Annotated in this window: 17 protein-coding genes; 10 read left to right on the top strand and 7 right to left on the bottom strand. The window is 71.2% G+C overall.

What is annotated here, in order from left to right:
- Positions 1–51 precede the first annotated feature (51 nt).
- From I6G21_RS06865 to I6G21_RS06825, 9 genes are all read left to right on the top strand, one after another.
- Positions 52–1167, top strand: a complete 1116-nt coding sequence (locus I6G21_RS06865) for a YveK family protein (RefSeq protein WP_058731477.1) — start codon at positions 52–54, stop codon at positions 1165–1167.
- Positions 1168–1209: 42 nt separating this feature from the next.
- On the top strand, positions 1210–1659 hold the full coding sequence (locus tag I6G21_RS06860; protein WP_055684360.1) for a glycosyltransferase: 450 nt from the start codon (positions 1210–1212) through the stop codon (positions 1657–1659).
- A 23-nt stretch (positions 1660–1682) separates the two neighbouring features.
- Complete coding sequence (locus I6G21_RS06855; protein WP_058743462.1) at positions 1683–2303, top strand: hypothetical protein; 621 nt, start codon at positions 1683–1685, stop codon at positions 2301–2303.
- A 10-nt stretch (positions 2304–2313) separates the two neighbouring features.
- Positions 2314–2751 (top strand): adenylyltransferase/cytidyltransferase family protein, encoded by a 438-nt coding sequence (locus I6G21_RS06850; protein WP_055684358.1) that lies wholly within the window; start codon positions 2314–2316, stop codon positions 2749–2751.
- The gene (locus I6G21_RS06845; RefSeq protein WP_081046146.1) at positions 2744–4252 is read left to right on the top strand and encodes a sugar transferase; all 1509 of its coding nucleotides are present in this window, start codon (positions 2744–2746) and stop codon (positions 4250–4252) included. The genes I6G21_RS06850 and I6G21_RS06845 overlap by 8 nt, the downstream gene beginning before the upstream one ends.
- Positions 4253–4274: 22 nt before the next feature.
- Positions 4275–4769: a DUF2505 domain-containing protein gene (locus I6G21_RS06840; protein WP_058730626.1), complete on the top strand. Its 495-nt coding sequence runs from the start codon at positions 4275–4277 to the stop codon at positions 4767–4769.
- A 117-nt stretch (positions 4770–4886) separates the two neighbouring features.
- Positions 4887–6245, top strand: coding sequence for a Na+/H+ antiporter NhaA (gene nhaA / locus I6G21_RS06835; protein ID WP_081046147.1), 1359 nt, complete (start codon positions 4887–4889; stop codon positions 6243–6245).
- Between the two features lie 149 nt (positions 6246–6394).
- Positions 6395–6964, top strand: a complete 570-nt coding sequence (locus I6G21_RS06830; protein WP_058730627.1) for a hypothetical protein — start codon at positions 6395–6397, stop codon at positions 6962–6964.
- A 73-nt stretch (positions 6965–7037) separates the two neighbouring features.
- Positions 7038–7211 carry a hypothetical protein gene (locus I6G21_RS06825; protein WP_165590093.1) on the top strand — a complete coding sequence of 58 codons (174 nt, stop codon included), beginning with the start codon at positions 7038–7040 and terminating at the stop codon, positions 7209–7211.
- A 112-nt stretch (positions 7212–7323) separates the two neighbouring features.
- Here I6G21_RS06825 and I6G21_RS06820 read toward each other — a convergent pair whose 3' ends face one another.
- The 6 genes from I6G21_RS06820 to rfbB form a co-directional block, all read right to left on the bottom strand.
- Positions 7324–8202, bottom strand: coding sequence for a glycoside hydrolase family 16 protein (locus I6G21_RS06820; protein WP_081046148.1), 879 nt, complete (start codon positions 8200–8202; stop codon positions 7324–7326).
- 91 nt (positions 8203–8293) lie between these two features.
- Complete coding sequence (gene pth, locus I6G21_RS06815) at positions 8294–8875, bottom strand: aminoacyl-tRNA hydrolase (protein WP_055684354.1); 582 nt, start codon at positions 8873–8875, stop codon at positions 8294–8296.
- Positions 8876–9051: 176 nt separating this feature from the next.
- Complete coding sequence (locus I6G21_RS06810; protein WP_055684353.1) at positions 9052–9678, bottom strand: 50S ribosomal protein L25/general stress protein Ctc; 627 nt, start codon at positions 9676–9678, stop codon at positions 9052–9054.
- Between the two features lie 477 nt (positions 9679–10155).
- On the bottom strand, positions 10156–10410 hold the full coding sequence (locus I6G21_RS06805; RefSeq protein WP_129357855.1) for a hypothetical protein: 255 nt from the start codon (positions 10408–10410) through the stop codon (positions 10156–10158).
- A gap of 624 nt (positions 10411–11034) precedes the next feature.
- Positions 11035–12465: a dTDP-4-dehydrorhamnose reductase gene (gene rfbD, locus I6G21_RS06800; protein WP_129357897.1), complete on the bottom strand. Its 1431-nt coding sequence runs from the start codon at positions 12463–12465 to the stop codon at positions 11035–11037.
- A 2-nt stretch (positions 12466–12467) separates the two neighbouring features.
- Positions 12468–13466, bottom strand: a complete 999-nt coding sequence (gene rfbB / locus I6G21_RS06795) for a dTDP-glucose 4,6-dehydratase (protein ID WP_058730631.1) — start codon at positions 13464–13466, stop codon at positions 12468–12470.
- Positions 13467–13520: 54 nt separating this feature from the next.
- On the opposite strand from rfbB, the gene rfbA reads away from it, so the two are divergent.
- Entirely contained in the window at positions 13521–14384 is an 864-nt protein-coding gene (gene rfbA, locus I6G21_RS06790) for a glucose-1-phosphate thymidylyltransferase RfbA (RefSeq protein WP_129357854.1), read from the top strand.
- Positions 14385–14398: 14 nt separating this feature from the next.
- Here the strand turns inward: rfbA and I6G21_RS06785 are convergent, their stop codons facing one another.
- Complete coding sequence (locus I6G21_RS06785; RefSeq protein WP_165869995.1) at positions 14399–14929, bottom strand: VanZ family protein; 531 nt, start codon at positions 14927–14929, stop codon at positions 14399–14401.
- Positions 14930–15002: the final 73 nt, after the last annotated feature.

The raw sequence follows: 15002 nt of genomic DNA, 5'->3' as shown, positions 1-15002 counted from the left end.
ATGCCCGACCCCCGAACCGACCCTCCCGTCCCCGTACCTCCTGGAGAACCGATGACCATCCATCCCGCTCCCGCCTTCGCCGAGGCCGTTCCCACCGCCGGCGAGCAGGCCCGCCGCGTGCTGCGCCGGTGGCCCACCCTGCTCCTCGTCTGGGGCCTGGTCCTGCTCCTGGCCCTGCTCCTGGGTCTGCTGACCCCGCGCAGCTACACCGCCTCCACGGAGGTCCGGGTGGATCCGCTGAGCTCCGTGGTCACCGCCGCCCCGTCGGCCGGCCAGAAGGTGGAGATCGCCACCGAGCGCAAGATCGCCGCCTCCGAGGAGGTGGCCCGCCGCGCCCACGAGCAGGAGAAGCGCTTCGGCACCCAGCAGCTGCGCTCGCACGTCTCGGTCTCCTCGGACACCGGCACTTCCGTGCTGACCTTCGAGGCTCACGCCGAGGACGCCGGACAGGCCGCGGACATGGCCGACGCCCTGGCCCAGGCCTACCTCGACCAGCGGGCCGAGGACGTGGACCAGGCCGTGGACGAGGCCGTGCGGCACCTGGACGAGCAGATCGGCGGACTCTCCCCCGAGGCGGACGAGCAGCAGGTGCGCCGGCTGCGCGAGGCCCGGGCCCAGGCCCTGGCCGCCCCCCGCCAGGCCGGCGCCGTGATCACCCCGGCCGATCAGGACGAGCACTCCTCCTCCCCCGGCCTGGCCTACTACCTGCTGGCCGGGCTGATCGGCGGCTTCCTCCTGGGCGTGGTGGCCGCCGCGGTGCGGGACCGCACCGATCCCCGGGTCGCCTTCCCCGACCGGGCCGCCCAGATCCTGGACGCCGAGGTCCTGGAAGCCGACGCGCAGGACCTGCCGGAGCAGACCGCGCTGCTGTGGCGCCGGTGGGGCCTGCGCCCCGGCGTGCAGCCGGGCTCCGCGACCGTGCTGAACCTGCCCGCCGACGAGTCCATCGGGTGGCTGGTGGCCGATTCCCTCCAGGAGACCAGCGGGGCCGAGACGCACCACCTGAGCCTGACGGGGGTGGACGCCCGCACCGCCGAGGAGCTGGACCGCAGCCAGCGCCTGATCCTGGCGCTGAGCCCCACCACCCGGCGTCGCGCCCTGCGGCGCCTGGCCGCCGCCTGCCGCCGCGCGGACCTGGAGGTGGACGCCGTCATCCTGCTCCGCTGATCCGCTGAACCGCCGCCTCACCGCCTCCGAAGGAGAACCACCATGAAGCTCATGCTCGTCGCCTCTGCCGGCGGCCACCTCGCCCAGCTGCTGGCGCTCAGGTCCCTGTGGGAGCACCACGACCGAGCGTGGGCCACCTTCCGCCTGCCCGAGGTGGAAGCCGCCCTCAGCGGGGAGACCGCCTACTGGGTGCACCACCCCACCACCCGGAACCTGCCCAACGCCGTGCGCAACCTGCGCCTGGCCTGGCGCTCCCTGCGCCGGGAGCGACCCGACGCCGTGATCTCCACCGGCGCCGCGGTCTCCGTCTCCTACTTCATCGCCGCCCGCCTGCTGGGCATCCCGACGGTGTTCATCGAGGCCTACGACCGCATCACCATGCCCACGCTCAGCGCCCGCCTGTGCTACCCGTTCTGCGACCTGTTCGTCGTGCAGTGGGACCAGCAGCAGGAGGCGTTCCCCGAGTCCGTCAACATCGGCGCCGTGCTGTGAGCGCGCCGTCCGAGGAGGTTGCCATGTCCGCCGCAGAACCCGTGACCGATCCCGCCGTGCGGGAGTACGACCTCGTCGTCTCCCTCGGCACCGACCACCACCCCTTCGACCGGCTCCTGGACTGGTGCGAGGACTACGCCCTCGCCCGGCCGGGCACCCGGTGCCACATCCAGCACGGCTTCACGAAGGCGCCGCAGCGCTGCACCGGGGTGGAGCGGATGCCGCGCGAGCAGCTGCTGGAGACCTACCGCGGCGCCGCCGCCGTGCTCGTGCAGGGCGGCCCCGGCTCCATCCTCGACGCGCGGGAGGCCGGCATCGTGCCCGTGGCCGTGCCCCGGCGCCAGGACCTGGGCGAGGTGGTGGACGACCACCAGATCCAGTTCACCCGGATCATGGCCGAGCAGGGCGAGGCCGTCATGGCCACCTCCCGGGAGGAGCTGTTCGACGCCCTGGACCGGGCCCTGGCCCAGCCCGAGGCCTTCCGCACGGCCCCGCGCCTGCCCCACCCGGAGCAGGCCGCCCGCAAGCTGGAGGACTCGCTGACCACGCTGCTGGAGGCCCCGAGCCCGCCCCGCCGGCGCTTTCCCCGGCGGCTGATGCAGCTGCTCTCCCGCCCCGTCCGCCCGCTTCCCGAGAACCGCTGAAGGAGTCCCCATGACCATCGGATACGCCGCCGGAGCCTTCGACCTGTTCCACATCGGCCACCTCAACATCCTGCGGGAGGCCAAGCAGCGCTGCGACCACCTGATCGCCGGCGTGGTCTCCGACGAGATGCTGGAGCTGACCAAGGGTCGGGCGCCGATCATCCCGCTGGAGGAGCGGATGGAGATCGTCAGCCACATCAGCTACGTGGACCAGGTGCACCCGGAGACCGTCGAGGACAAGCTGGAGACCTGGGAGCAGCTGCACTTCGACGTGTTCTTCAAGGGCGATGACTGGAAGGGCACGGACCGCGGCCGAGACCTGGAGCGGCGCTTCGCGGAGGTCGGCGTGGAGGTGGTGTACTTCCCGTACACCCGCCACACCTCCAGCACCAAGCTGCGCACCGCGCTGGAGCTGCTGAGCCGGGAGGCGCAGGTATTCAATGCCTGAGACCCTGCCGACGGCCTCCCCCCGCGGGCTCGGGGAGCAGCCGGGACTGACCACCGCCCGCATGTCCTGGCATCGCAAGGCGGAGCGGCTGCTCAGCGTGACGGATCTGCTGGTGCTGATCGCCGCCGTGGCCGGGGCCCAGCTGCTGCGCTTCGGGCTGGCCCGTACCCGGCTGCTGGACGGGGCCGGCGCGGAGACGATCTCCTACACCCTGTTCTCGGCGCTGCTCGTGCTGGTCTGGTGGGCGGCCCTCGGCGTGGGCGGGGCCCGGCAGGCCAAGATCCTCGGCGCCGGCAGCGAGGAGTACCGGCGGGTCGTGCGGATCTCCCTGTGGCTGTTCGCCGCCCTGGCCGTGCTGGCCTACATCAGCCGCACGGACCTCGCCCGCGGCTACGTCATCCTGGCCGCGCCCCTGGGCATCGCCCTGCTGCTGCTGAGCCGCTGGATGTTCCGGGTGGCCCTGGTGGCCTGGCGACGCCGCGGCCGGGCTCGGATCAAGACCCTGCTCATCGGGGATCTGCCCTCGATCGGCCACCTGGACCGGCGCCTCGTGGAGGCCTCCAACTACGGGTACACGCCCGTGGGGGCCTACCCCGCCGGACACGAGCTGCCGGAGCGCGGCCTCCTGCCCGGCACGGACCTGCCGCTGCTGGGCACGGATCCGGAGCCGGAGGCGGTGATGGCCGTGGTCCGCGAGCGCGGGGCCGACGTCGTCGCCATCTCCTCCGGGCACCTGCTCACCCCGCGGCAGCTGCGCCGGCTCGGGTGGATGCTGGCCCAGGAGCACGTGGGACTGGCCATGGCCCCGGCGCTGACCGACATCGCCGGTCCGCGCCTGCAGATGCAGCCGCTGAACGGGATCCCCCTGGTCCACGTGCACACCCCGCGCATGGGCGGCGGCACCGCGGCCGTCAAACGCGGGATGGACGTGGTGCTCAGCGCCCTCGGTCTGCTGGTCCTGGCCCCCGTGTTCCTCCTGCTCGGACTCCTGATCAAGGCGGACTCCCCCGGCGGCCCGGTGTTCTTCCACCAGGAGCGCATCGGCCGGGAGGGCCGCCCCTTCCGGATGCACAAGTTCCGCTCCATGGTCCCGGACGCGGACCGGCTGCGCCAGCAGCTGGCGCGGGAGGGCGCCGGGAACGAGGTGCTGTTCAAGATGGCCGACGACCCCCGGATCACCCGGGTGGGGAAGGTGATGCGCAAGCTCTCCCTGGACGAGCTGCCGCAGCTGTGGAACGTCCTGGTGGGTGAGATGTCCCTGGTGGGTCCGCGCCCCCCGCTGCCGGAGGAGGTGGCCGCCTACGAGCAGGACATGTACCGGCGGCTCATGGTCAAGCCCGGGATCACCGGCCTGTGGCAGGTGGGCGGACGCTCGGACCTGTCCTGGGAGGAGTCCGTGCGCCTGGATCTGTACTACGTGGAGAACTGGTCCGTGACCGGGGACCTGCTGATCCTGGCCCGCACCGTGAAGGCGGTCTTCGCCGGGGCCGGCGCGTACTGAGGGCTTGGGTAGACTGCCTGGCATGAGCATTCACGAGACCACCTCCATCAACGCCCCGGTGGGCAAGGTCGTGCAGGCCTACGCCTCCGAGGACTTCGCCCGCCACGTCAGCCAGCAGGCCGGCGTGCAGTTCGAGAGCTTCTCCGTGGACGGGGACACCGCCGGTGCCTTCACCGTCACCACGGTGCGCTCCGTGGGCGGGGACAAGATCCCCGGCTTCGCCCAGAAGTTCATCAAGAACGGCGTGACCCTCACCCAGAAGGACCTGTTCAAGGCCCCCGGCGCGGACGGCTCCCGGGACGTGGAGACCTCCGTGAGCGCCGGTGCCGTGCCGGTCTCGGCGAACCTCACCCAGAAGCTCACCGCCGAGGGCGAGAAGACCCAGGTGGCCCTGGAGGGCGAGGTCAAGGCCAACATCCCGCTGGTCGGCAAGAAGCTGGCCCAGGCCGCGGAGCCGTACATGTCCAAGGCCCTGACCCTGCAGAGCCGCGAGGCCGAGCACTGGATCAACAAGTAGACTCGATCACCTGCACCGACGACGGCGCCGACGCCCACCCGCGCGGCGCCGTCGTCGTTCCATCGCACCGCACCCGTCCCCACGGCGCCGAGCCGCGGGACCGTCACGGAGGAACCCATGGTCACCACACTGGAAGAGGAAGGCTACAGCGCAGGGAGGATCGCGGACCGGCTGCGCGCCGGGAACACCGGAGGCCTGCTGCTGCTGGCCGCGATGCTGCTCGGCCTGATCTTCGCCAACAGCCCCCTGGAGGGCCTGTACTTCGGTGCCCGGGACACCCACCTGGGCATCCCCGGGGTGGAGGCGCTGAACCACACCATCGGGGAGTGGGCTTCGGACGGTCTCCTGGCGATCTTCTTCTTCATGACGGGCCTGGAGCTGAAGTCCGAGTTCGTCGACGGTGAGCTGCACGACGTCAAGAAGGCCATCGTGCCCATCACCGCGGCCTTCGGCGGCGTGCTGGTGCCGGCCCTGATCTACGCGGGCATCAACCTGGCCTGGGGCGACGCGCAGACCCTCGCCGGGTGGGCCGTGCCCACGGCCACGGACATCGCCTTCGCGGTCTCCGTGCTGGCGGTGGTGGGCTCCGCCCTGCCGACGGCGGCTCGCACCTTCCTGCTGACGCTGGCCGTGGTGGATGATCTGATCGCCATCGTCATCATCGCCTTCGTCTACTCCGAGGGCGTGCAGTTCGGCTTCCTGGCGGCCAGCATCGTGCCGCTGGCCCTGTTCTGGTTCCTCACCCATCGGTACCCGCGCTTCTTCGCCTTCTCCCCCTGGGCCCCGTGGGTCATCCTGCTGCCCATCGGGGTGCTCACCTGGCTGCTGGTGTACTCGGCGGGGGTGCACGCCACCATCGCCGGGGTGCTGCTGGGCTTCATGGTGCCGGTGCTGCACCGGACCGATCCCCAGCACGGGGAGGCGCCCATCGGCCTGGCTCCGCGCCTGGCCCACCGCTACCAGCCGATCTCCAACGGCGTGGCCATCCCGGTCTTCGCGTTCTTCGCCTCGGGGGTGGCCGTGGGCGGGGTGGACGGCATCGTCTCCGCGTTCACGGACCCGGTGGCGCTGGGCGTGATCTTCGGCCTGGTCCTGGGCAAGACCGCGGGCATCTTCTCCTCCACCTGGCTGCTCACCACCCTCACCCCGGCCACCAAGGACGAGGACCTGAAGTGGCCGGACGTCCTCGGGTTGGCCATGCTGGGCGGCATCGGCTTCACGGTGGCGCTGCTGGTGGCGGAGCTGAGCTTCGGTCTGGGCAGCGCCCACGACGACCACGCCAAGGTGGGCGTGCTCACGGGGTCCTTCCTGGCCGCCATCATCGGCGGGGTGCTGCTGGCCCTGCGCAACGCCCACTACAAGAAGCTGCGCGCCCAGGGCGTGGCCGTGGACACGTTCGACGGGCAGGAGCCGGACGCCGAGCAGGCGCGAGCGGCCCAGGAGCGGGACCGGTACCACGAGGGCGAGAGGGACTGAGGCCGCGGCGGCAGGCCCGGTTGACGGGTTTTCCCACCCCCACATAAGATCTTCGAAGACCACCGTGAGGGCCTCCCTCTGCTCCGGGGGAAACCGGCACCGGGAGGCTTCTTCGCGTGGGGGACACCGAGGAATTCAGGGGGAGATCCATGTCCGTGGACGCACCGCAGTCCGCCCATCCGATATCGCGCCGCACGCTGGCCCGCGGGGCCGCCTGGTCCCTGCCCGCGGTCGCCGCGGCCGCCGCCGTCCCGGCCCAGGCCGCCAGCCCGAAGCTGGGCCTGCAGGGCTCGGTGCAGATCCAGCGCAGCTGCCGCAGCAGCACCACCACCATGACCATCGACGGCAGGGGCAGCTACCCCGAGCGCGGCCTGTGGGTGGAGGGGGCGACGTCGGCCACGAAGGTGGCGGACGCCCAGCTGACCCTCTGGTTCCCCACCAGCCTGGGCCGGCTCGGCTGGAGAAACCTGGGCTCCAGCCAGTGGTCCATCAGCTCCGCGCAGCAGGATCCGAACCGTCCCGGCTACTACGCCTACACCCTCACCTACACGGGCGGGTGGTCCTTCAACGCCCAGGGCCAGTACAAGTCCGCGACCGAGCAGCCCTACTTCACGGCGTCCGTGAGCGGCTGCGTGGGCACCACGCCGGTGTACAGCCGACGGGAGGTGACCGTGGACGGGGAGACCTTAGTCATCGAACGCGGCCCCGTCTACGTCTGAGAACGGACCACCGCGCCGGCAGGCGCCAGAGAGCACAGCAGCAGACACCGGACAGCACAGCCAGGAGATGAGCATGGACAGCAGCGAGCAGCAGCACCGGAGCCAGCAGGAGTCGGAGGGGACCGAGCAGGCCACCCCCTCCCCCACGGCGGGCGAACCCACCGCGGAGCAGGAGGAGCAGGTGGGTGAGGACTACCGGTACCCGCCGGAGGTCACCGACGTTCCGATGCACACCGTCCTGATCTGAGTCCCGCGGCGCCCGGCCCCGGACGGCGGCGCCCGAGCGAGCGCGAAGCCCCCCGGCGCAGGAGCCCAGCTCCCGCGCCGGGGGCTTCGCGCGTGAGCAGCGCGGACCGCCCTCAGCCCTGGTGCTTCCACACCCGCACGTAATCCAGCTCCATGGACTGCCCGGAGGCCGTGGCGGCGGTGGGCCGTCCCCAGTAGGAGTTGCCCACCTGGAAGCTGATCCGCAGGTTCAGCTTCTTCCCGGCAGGGAAGGCGGCGCGGTACGCGGCGGTGCCGGAGGGCACGTCGAGGATCTTCTCCCCGTTGAAGAATCCGCGCACCCCGGCGGGGGTCTTCTCCACGGCCCAGGTGTTCCACCGGCTGTAGATGTCGGTGCCGCTGGGGCTCCACCCGTGCAGGGACCCGGTGCGGCGCTGGTTGAAGTGCACCGTGGTCTCCGCGCGGCTGGTGGGGTCGAACTTCGTCTTCGCCTGGGAGGATTTGGAGCCGTAGGTCTCGACGATGTCCACCTCCCCCGGCACGGACCCGTCATCCGGGCGCAGCCACACGGCGGCCCACAGCCCCACGCTGCGGTTCGGGGCGGCCGGCATCTTGGCCCGGACCTCCCAGCGCCCGTGCTCCAGGGAGAACTTCCCCAGCGTGTTCACCTCGGCCCCGGACCACTCCCGGCGTCGTCCGTCCGAGGTGGTGACCGGGGAGGCCAGCTTCCTGGCGGTGAGCTTGAGCGCACCTGCCGCGACCGCGACGTTCGCCGCGGAGATGGTGCTCCAGTCGTGGCTGAGGTAGGTCCGGTCCCGGACGTTCCACCGGGATGAGCTCAGCGAGGACCCGGAGAAGTCGTCCTCGAAGACCGCGTTGCCCCACCCGGAGCGGTAGGTGCCGGCGGCCTCGGCCGGCGGGGCCCAGGCCGCGGAGCCCAGCAGGGCCGCGGCCACCCCCGCTCCCCCGTATCCGAGCGCGCGGCGTCGCGTGATGGCCTGATCCATGGGCATGTCCCCCTGATGCGATGATGGACGGTCAGGGGAAGAATCTTACCGGACCCGCGCCCGCAGGACCCGGGCACGGGGCGGGTCGGCGGGAGCTTCAGCCCCGGGAGTGGTACTGCTGCTGGGTGTCCGTGAGGCCGTGGACCATGAGGGAGACCACCGCATCCGCGGCATCCTCCACGAGCACCGGCAGCTGCTTGGCCTCCGCGGCGGTGAACGGCTTGAGCACGTAGTCCGCGGCGTCCATGCGCCCGGGCGGACGCCCCACCCCCACGCGCACGCGCAGGTACTCCTTGGTCCCCAGCGCCTTGGTGATGTCGCGCAGGCCGTTGTGCCCGCCCTCTCCCCCGCCGCGTTTGAGCCGGATCGCGTCGAAGGGGATGTCGATCTCGTCGTGCACGGCGATCACGTGCTCCGGGTCGATGCCGTAGAAGGAGGCCAGCCCCGCCGTCGGCCCGCCGGAGGTGTTCATGTACCCGGTGGATCGGGCCAGCACCACCCGCGGCCCGCCGATGCCGGCGCGGCCCTCCATGACCATCGCCCCGGCCTTGTGGCGCTTGAGCGTGCCGCCCATGCGCTCGGCGAGGTTCCCGATGACCATCTGCCCGACGTTGTGCCGGGTCCGCTCGTACTGCGTCCCGGGGTTGCCCAGGCCCATGACCAGCCACGTCTGGCTCATCTGCTCTCGCACTCCTCACTGGCTGCGCCCCGCTGCGCGGCGGCGCTCCTGCCTGACCGATGCCGGCACGACGACGGCCCGCCGCCGTTCCGCGGCCCCGCGAGCGGGGCGTGCGCGGATCCGGGCGACGGGCCGGCCTCGCGTGCGGGCGCCGGAAGCGGCGCCCGCGAGGGGGGCTACTCCTCCTCGGAGCCCTCCGAGGCCTCGGAATCCTCGGACTCCTCGCCCTCCTCCTCGGTCTCCGGCTCCTCGCCCAGGTCCTGCTCGACCTCGGCGGAGACGTTGACGACGATCAGCTCCGGGTCGGAGACCAGGGTGACGTCCTCGGGCAGCAGCACGTCCGCGGCGGTGACGTGCTCGCCGTCCTGGCGGTCGGTGACGTCCACCAGCAGCTCCTCGGGCACGTCCAGGGCGTCCACGTCCAGCAGCAGCACGGACTCGGACTGGGTGGAGATGTTGCCGGGGGCCACCTCGCCCTCGACGACCACGGGGACCTCCACCTCCACGCGCTCGCCGCGGCGCACGGTCAGCAGGTCCACGTGGTAGATCTCCGGGCGGATCGCGTGGCGCTGCACGTCCTTGATCAGGGTCAGGTGGTTGGTGCCGTCCACGTCCACGGACAGCACGGCGTTGGGGTTGCGGGCGGCGAGCATGGTCTCGTGCCCGGGCAGGGCGATGTGGACGGGCTCGGCCCCGTGGCCGTAGATGACGGCGGGGATCTTGCCGGCCTTGCGCAGGCGGCGGGCGTAGCCCTTGCCGAAGTCGTCGCGGGCTTCGGCGGAGATCTTGATGCGGTCTGCCATGTCGGTGACCACCTTTCCGGTCGGTTCGTTGCTTCAGTGCGTGCGCCAAGTCCCCCGTTGGCCACCCGTGCGGGCGGGCGGGGCGAGACCGGCGCGCTCGCACACGTCAGCGCGGGAAGCGCAGCTCGTGCGTGAGCCGACCAGCCTTCGTCGATCACGGCGTCACCGTCGGATGACGCCCTCGCCTTGGCATGCAGACCCACAGCCTACCGCCCGCGGACCCGCGCGGCAATGCCGAGGCCCAAGGGCCCGGCCACCGCACCCCGCCGCGTCGACCCTCGCGCACGCCGCACCAATCCCCGCGTCGGGCCCTCCCCACGGTTTAGGAGCCGTCCGGTGTTTCGGGAGCACTGCGAGCACTCCCAAGACACCGGACGGCTCCCGAACCCGCCGGGACCGGCGAGGAGGGGCCAGCCAGCCAAGTACGCGTCTAAGGCCTGCTTGTCACGACCGACGGGGGAGAGCGGCCGATGCTGTTCAGCGGTAGTCCGTCAGCTCCACCTCCAGCCGATCATCTTGGAGGATTCTCGGCAGGTGCTTGAGCTGCAGCGGGTGATAGATCTTGCCCAGGACATCCGTCCAGGAGACCGGGTACCCTACCACCTCGCCCCGGATCCCGCCGGGGAACTCGGCCAGCTGATCGGCGAAGTAGTCCAGACGCCGCTCGATCTCCCGGAGCCATTCAGCGGTGAAGTCGGTGTGCGAGCGCGTGATCAGAGCACCACTGGACACCAAACGACTGTAGTGCTTCCGAATGTCATGGCCCAGGCGCCCGGGAAGTCGGGCCGGGTCATTCACGTGCTGGTCGGGATAGCCGATGATCCAGCGGTCCGGGTGCTCTTCGAGTGCGTCGAAGGATCCGTTCCAATCATGCAGCGCTCGTTTGATGTCGCAGTACCCACCCCCGTAATGGTGCAGAAGATAGGCCCGCAGATAATCCGACCGGTGGACCAGCGACAGCTGGTCGTAGGCGGGATGTCGCGGGTGATCCGGGAGCAGCCAGTCGTCGAGGTTCTCGGGGCGAACGAGATGGACGGGCCCCCCCGACGATCTCCTGTGTCGCCTGTAGGTTGCGGCTGCGGGCGGGGGTCAGGTCATTCTCACCAGTCCAGACCATGAACACCTGACGCGGGAGCTGAGAGGGCTCCTTCTGCGGCGGAGCGGGCCGCACCAGAAAGCTGCGCCGGTAGAGGGAAGGATCGAAGGAATACGGGGAGATGTGGGACCGGACGGGATTGATGACGTCGGCGACCCGATTCCTCGTCCTCTTCGAGAGCGCTCTGCCGTGCTTCTCCGCGAGAAATCCCCAGTGTTTGACCTGGCGAGCGCCATGCATCGCGGTGTCCTTGAAACTGCTCATGCGGATTCCACCTCTCGTCCCGCCAGGTACGCGGCCAGGGCCTCGCGGTGATCCCGCGGGCGGAAGCCGGTCTGCTCGAGCTTCGTCAGATCCAGCAGGGAGTTGGCCGGGCGCGGGGCGGCGTCGGGCTTGTCCACGAAGTACTCGGCGGTGGTGGTCGCCGAGACCCGGGCCGGGTCGTGGCCGGTGAGCTCGTAGACGGACGCCGCCAGCTCGGCCCACGTGGTGTCCGGCCCCTCGTTGCTCAGGTGGTAGATCCCCGGGGCGGCATTCTGCTCCTGCAGGTGCAGGATCCCCGCGGCCAGGTCCTCGGTGAAGGTGGGTCGCCCGTGCTGGTCCCCCACCACCGCGGGGTCCACGCCGCGCTCGGCGAGGGAGGCCATGGTGCGCACGAAGTTCCTCCCCTCCCCGATCACCCACGAGGTCCGCACGATGTGGTGCTGCGGCACCGCGGCCACCGCGGCCTCCCCCGCGGCCTTGGACTGCCCGTAGACCCCCAGCGGGGCGACGGCGTCATCCGGGGTGTAGGCCTGCCCGACGGGGCGGGCCCCGTCGAAGACGTAGTCGGTGGACACGTGCACCAGCGGCAGTCTGTGCTCGACGGCCACCGCGGCCAGGGCGGCCACCCCGGTGGCGTTGGCCGCCCAGGCCTCCCGGCGCCCCTCGGGGGTTTGGGCCGCGTCCACCGCGGTGTGCGCGGCGGCGTTGACGATGGCGCGGTAGGAGCGCCAGCGGAAGGAGGTGCGCCAGGACTCCGGGCGCGCCAGGTCCAGCTCCTCGCGGCCGACGGCCCGGTGCGGGATGCCGCGCTCGCGGCACTGGCGCACCAGCTCCCGGCCCAGCTGCCCGGTGGCCCCGGTGATCAGCAGCGGGGCGGGGGCCACGGGCTCCACCTCGGCCAGCCGGGGGTGGTTCCGATCCTTCTCGGACAGCTCCGCCTCGGCCAGGGGAACGGGCCACTCGATGCCGGCGGTCTCATCGGCGAGGTTGAGGAAGGCGTACTCCTCCTGGGCGTCGGCGGACCAGTGGTCATTGACCAGGTAGGCGTACGCCGTGTCATCGACGAGGGTCTGGAAGGCGTTGCCCACCCCGCGTGGCACGAACACCGCGCGGGCTGGATCCAGGCGGGTGGTGAAGACCCGGCCGAAGCTCTCCCCGGCGCGCAGATCCACCCACGCCCCGAAGATCTCCCCGGTGGCCACGGAGACGTACTTGTCCCACGGCTCGGCGTGGATGCCGCGGGTCGTTCCCCGGGCGGCGTTGAAGGAGATGTTGTTCTGCACGGGCCCGAAGTCCGGCAGCCCGGCGGCGGTCATCTTCTCCCGCTGCCAGTTCTCCTTGAACCAGCCGCGGTTGTCTCCGTGCACGGGCAGGTCCACGACGAGCAGCCCGGGGATGGGGGTGGTGGTGATGCTCAGCTCGGCCATGCTCACTGCCCCGCTTCCGCGTACTTGGCCTCCACCTGCCGCTTGAGCGGCTCCCACCAGTCCCGGTGCTCGTCGTACCAGGCGATGGTCTCGGCCAGGCCGGCCTCGAAGTCGCGGAAGCGGGGCTGCCAGCCGAGCTCCTCGCGCAGCGCGCTGCCGTCGATGGCGTAGCGCAGGTCGTGCCCGGGGCGGTCGCGCACGTGGTCGAAGTCATCCTCGGCCCGACCCATCAGCCGCAGGATCGCGCGCAGCACGGTGAGGTTGTCCCGCTCCCCGTCCGCGCCGATCAGGTAGGTGCGCCCGATGCGGCCGCGCTCCAGGATCGCCAGCACCGCGGAGGAGTGGTCCTCGGCGTGGATCCAGTCCCGCACGTTGCGCCCGTCGCCGTAGAGCTTGGGGCGGATCCCGGCCAGGATGTTGGTGATCTGGCGGGGGATGAACTTCTCGATGTGCTGGTAGGGCCCGTAGTTGTTGGAGCAGTTGCTCAGGGTCGCCTCGATGCCGAAGGAGCGCACCCAGGCGCGCACCAGCAGGTCCGAGCCGGCCTTGGTCGAGGAGTACGGGGAGGAGGGGTTGTACGGCGTGGTCTCGGTGAACTTGGCCGGGTCATCCAGGGCGAGGTCGCCGAAGACCTCGTCGGTGGAGATGTGGTGGTAGCGGGTCCCGGTGCGCCGCACCGCCTCGAGCAGGGTGAAGGTGCCCACCAGGTTGGTGTGCACGAAGGGCGCGGGATCCGCCAGGGAGTTGTCGTTGTGGGATTCCGCGGCGTAGTGCACGACGGCGTCGGCCTCGGCCACGAGGTCTCCGACGACGTCGGCATCGGCCACGTCCCCGCGCACCAGGCGCACCCGATCCTCGGGCAGCCCGGCCAGGGAGTCCTCGTTGGCCGCGTACGTCATCTTGTCCAGCACCGTGACATCGTGCTCCGTGCGCTCCACCAGGTGGTGGACGAAGTTGGAGCCGATGAACCCGGCGCCGCCGGTCACCAGAATTCTCGCCATGCCGGCCATCCTAGGTGAGCCGAGCTCCGGGGCGCCCGTGTCACAATGACTCCCATGAAGGGCATCATCCTCGCCGGGGGGACGGGAAGCCGCCTGCACCCGATCACCCTGGGCATCTCCAAGCAGCTGACCCCGGTCTACGACAAGCCGATGATCTACTACCCGCTGTCCACGCTCATGCTGGCCGGGATCAGGGACATCCTGGTGATCACCACCCCGCAGGACGCGGATCAGTTCCGCCGCCTGCTCGGGGACGGCTCGGCCTTCGGCGTCGAGCTGTCCTACGCGGTGCAGGAGTCCCCGGACGGGCTGGCGCAGGCCTTCCTGCTCGGGGAGGAGCACATCGGGCAGGACTCGGTGGCGCTGGTGCTGGGCGACAACATCTTCTACGGCCCCGGCCTGGGCACGCAGCTGCGCAAGTACCAGGAGGTGGACGGCGCGGCGGTGTTCGGGTACCGGGTCTCGGATCCCAGCGCCTACGGCGTCGTGGAGTTCGATGAGGATTTCCGCGCCGTGTCCATCGAGGAGAAGCCGGAGCATCCGCGCAGCCACTACGCGATCCCGGGGCTGTACTTCTACGACAACGACGTGATCGAGCACGCCCGGAACCTGCGCCCCTCGGCCCGGGGGGAGCTGGAGATCACGGATCTGAACCGGATCTACCTGGAGCAGGGGAAGCTGCGGGTGGAGGTGCTGCCGCGCGGCACGGCGTGGCTGGACACGGGGACCTTCGATTCTCTGGCGGATGCCACGAGCTTCATCCGCACCGTGCAGGCCCGGCAGGGCCTGTCCATCGGCTGCCCGGAGGAGATCGCCTGGCGCACCGGGCTGATCGACGACGCCGGGCTGCGGGCCCGCGCCGAACCACTGGTCAAGAGCGGCTACGGCCGGTACCTGCTGAACCTGCTGGAGGAGTGAGGCCCCCGAAGCCATCAACCCGCGGAGTCCCCGTCGTCGGTCTCTGCGCCGCTTCCGCGGCCGCGGGAGCGGCGCGCCTCCCGGCGGGCCAGCAGGGACCAGAACGCCAGCCCCGCGCCCACCCCGAGGATCCCCCCGAGGGAGTTGAAGCAGGCGTCCACCGGGTCGAACTTCCGGCCCGGCAGGAACAGCAGCTGGGTCAGCTCCACCGAGCAGGCCAGCGCCACGGCCGCCAGGCACCACAGGGCGGGGCGGATCCGCGGCAGGAGCAGCTGGGCCCCGCAGAACACGGGGACGAACACCAGGGCGTTCAGGGTCTGCTCCACGTCCTCCGGGCTGATGGCGCGCCGCAGCGCGGGCGTGGGGGTCAGCCACAGCCAGATATCCAGCAGGATCCGGCGGATCTGGCTGCCGTCGGGCCACAGCAGCAGGACGCCCACCACCAGGACCACCGGGATCAGCACCCAGATCGCCGCGCGGCGCACCCGACGCCGCGTCGTCGCGCTGGTGCGTCGGGCCGGGTGGATTACACCGCGCCGGATCACCGTTCCCTCCGAGGCCGGATGGTACCCTCGAGGCATCGCGACGGGCGGGCACCCGAGCCGTCAGGGCCTCGCC

Origin of the sequence: Rothia kristinae, from assembly GCF_016028855.1 — a bacterium.
GTDB lineage: Bacteria > Actinomycetota > Actinomycetes > Actinomycetales > Micrococcaceae > Rothia > Rothia kristinae.
Note: the sequence above shows the minus strand (reverse complement) of the source record. Positions and strands in the feature narration are given on the sequence as shown.

Coding starts and splice junctions, on each gene's coding strand:
- rfbB (WP_058730631.1), bottom strand. CDS start 13,466: ATGGCGAGAATTCTGGTGACCGGCGGCGCCGGGTTCATCGGCTCCAAC.
- I6G21_RS06865 (WP_058731477.1), top strand. CDS start 52: ATGACCATCCATCCCGCTCCCGCCTTCGCCGAGGCCGTTCCCACCGCC.
- I6G21_RS06840 (WP_058730626.1), top strand. CDS start 4,275: ATGAGCATTCACGAGACCACCTCCATCAACGCCCCGGTGGGCAAGGTC.
- pth (WP_055684354.1), bottom strand. CDS start 8,875: ATGAGCCAGACGTGGCTGGTCATGGGCCTGGGCAACCCCGGGACGCAG.
- I6G21_RS06825 (WP_165590093.1), top strand. CDS start 7,038: ATGGACAGCAGCGAGCAGCAGCACCGGAGCCAGCAGGAGTCGGAGGGG.
- I6G21_RS06820 (WP_081046148.1), bottom strand. CDS start 8,202: ATGCCCATGGATCAGGCCATCACGCGACGCCGCGCGCTCGGATACGGG.
- nhaA (WP_081046147.1), top strand. CDS start 4,887: ATGGTCACCACACTGGAAGAGGAAGGCTACAGCGCAGGGAGGATCGCG.
- I6G21_RS06810 (WP_055684353.1), bottom strand. CDS start 9,678: ATGGCAGACCGCATCAAGATCTCCGCCGAAGCCCGCGACGACTTCGGC.
- I6G21_RS06845 (WP_081046146.1), top strand. CDS start 2,744: ATGCCTGAGACCCTGCCGACGGCCTCCCCCCGCGGGCTCGGGGAGCAG.
- I6G21_RS06830 (WP_058730627.1), top strand. CDS start 6,395: ATGTCCGTGGACGCACCGCAGTCCGCCCATCCGATATCGCGCCGCACG.
- I6G21_RS06860 (WP_055684360.1), top strand. CDS start 1,210: ATGAAGCTCATGCTCGTCGCCTCTGCCGGCGGCCACCTCGCCCAGCTG.
- rfbD (WP_129357897.1), bottom strand. CDS start 12,465: ATGGCCGAGCTGAGCATCACCACCACCCCCATCCCCGGGCTGCTCGTC.
- I6G21_RS06850 (WP_055684358.1), top strand. CDS start 2,314: ATGACCATCGGATACGCCGCCGGAGCCTTCGACCTGTTCCACATCGGC.
- rfbA (WP_129357854.1), top strand. CDS start 13,521: ATGAAGGGCATCATCCTCGCCGGGGGGACGGGAAGCCGCCTGCACCCG.
- I6G21_RS06855 (WP_058743462.1), top strand. CDS start 1,683: ATGTCCGCCGCAGAACCCGTGACCGATCCCGCCGTGCGGGAGTACGAC.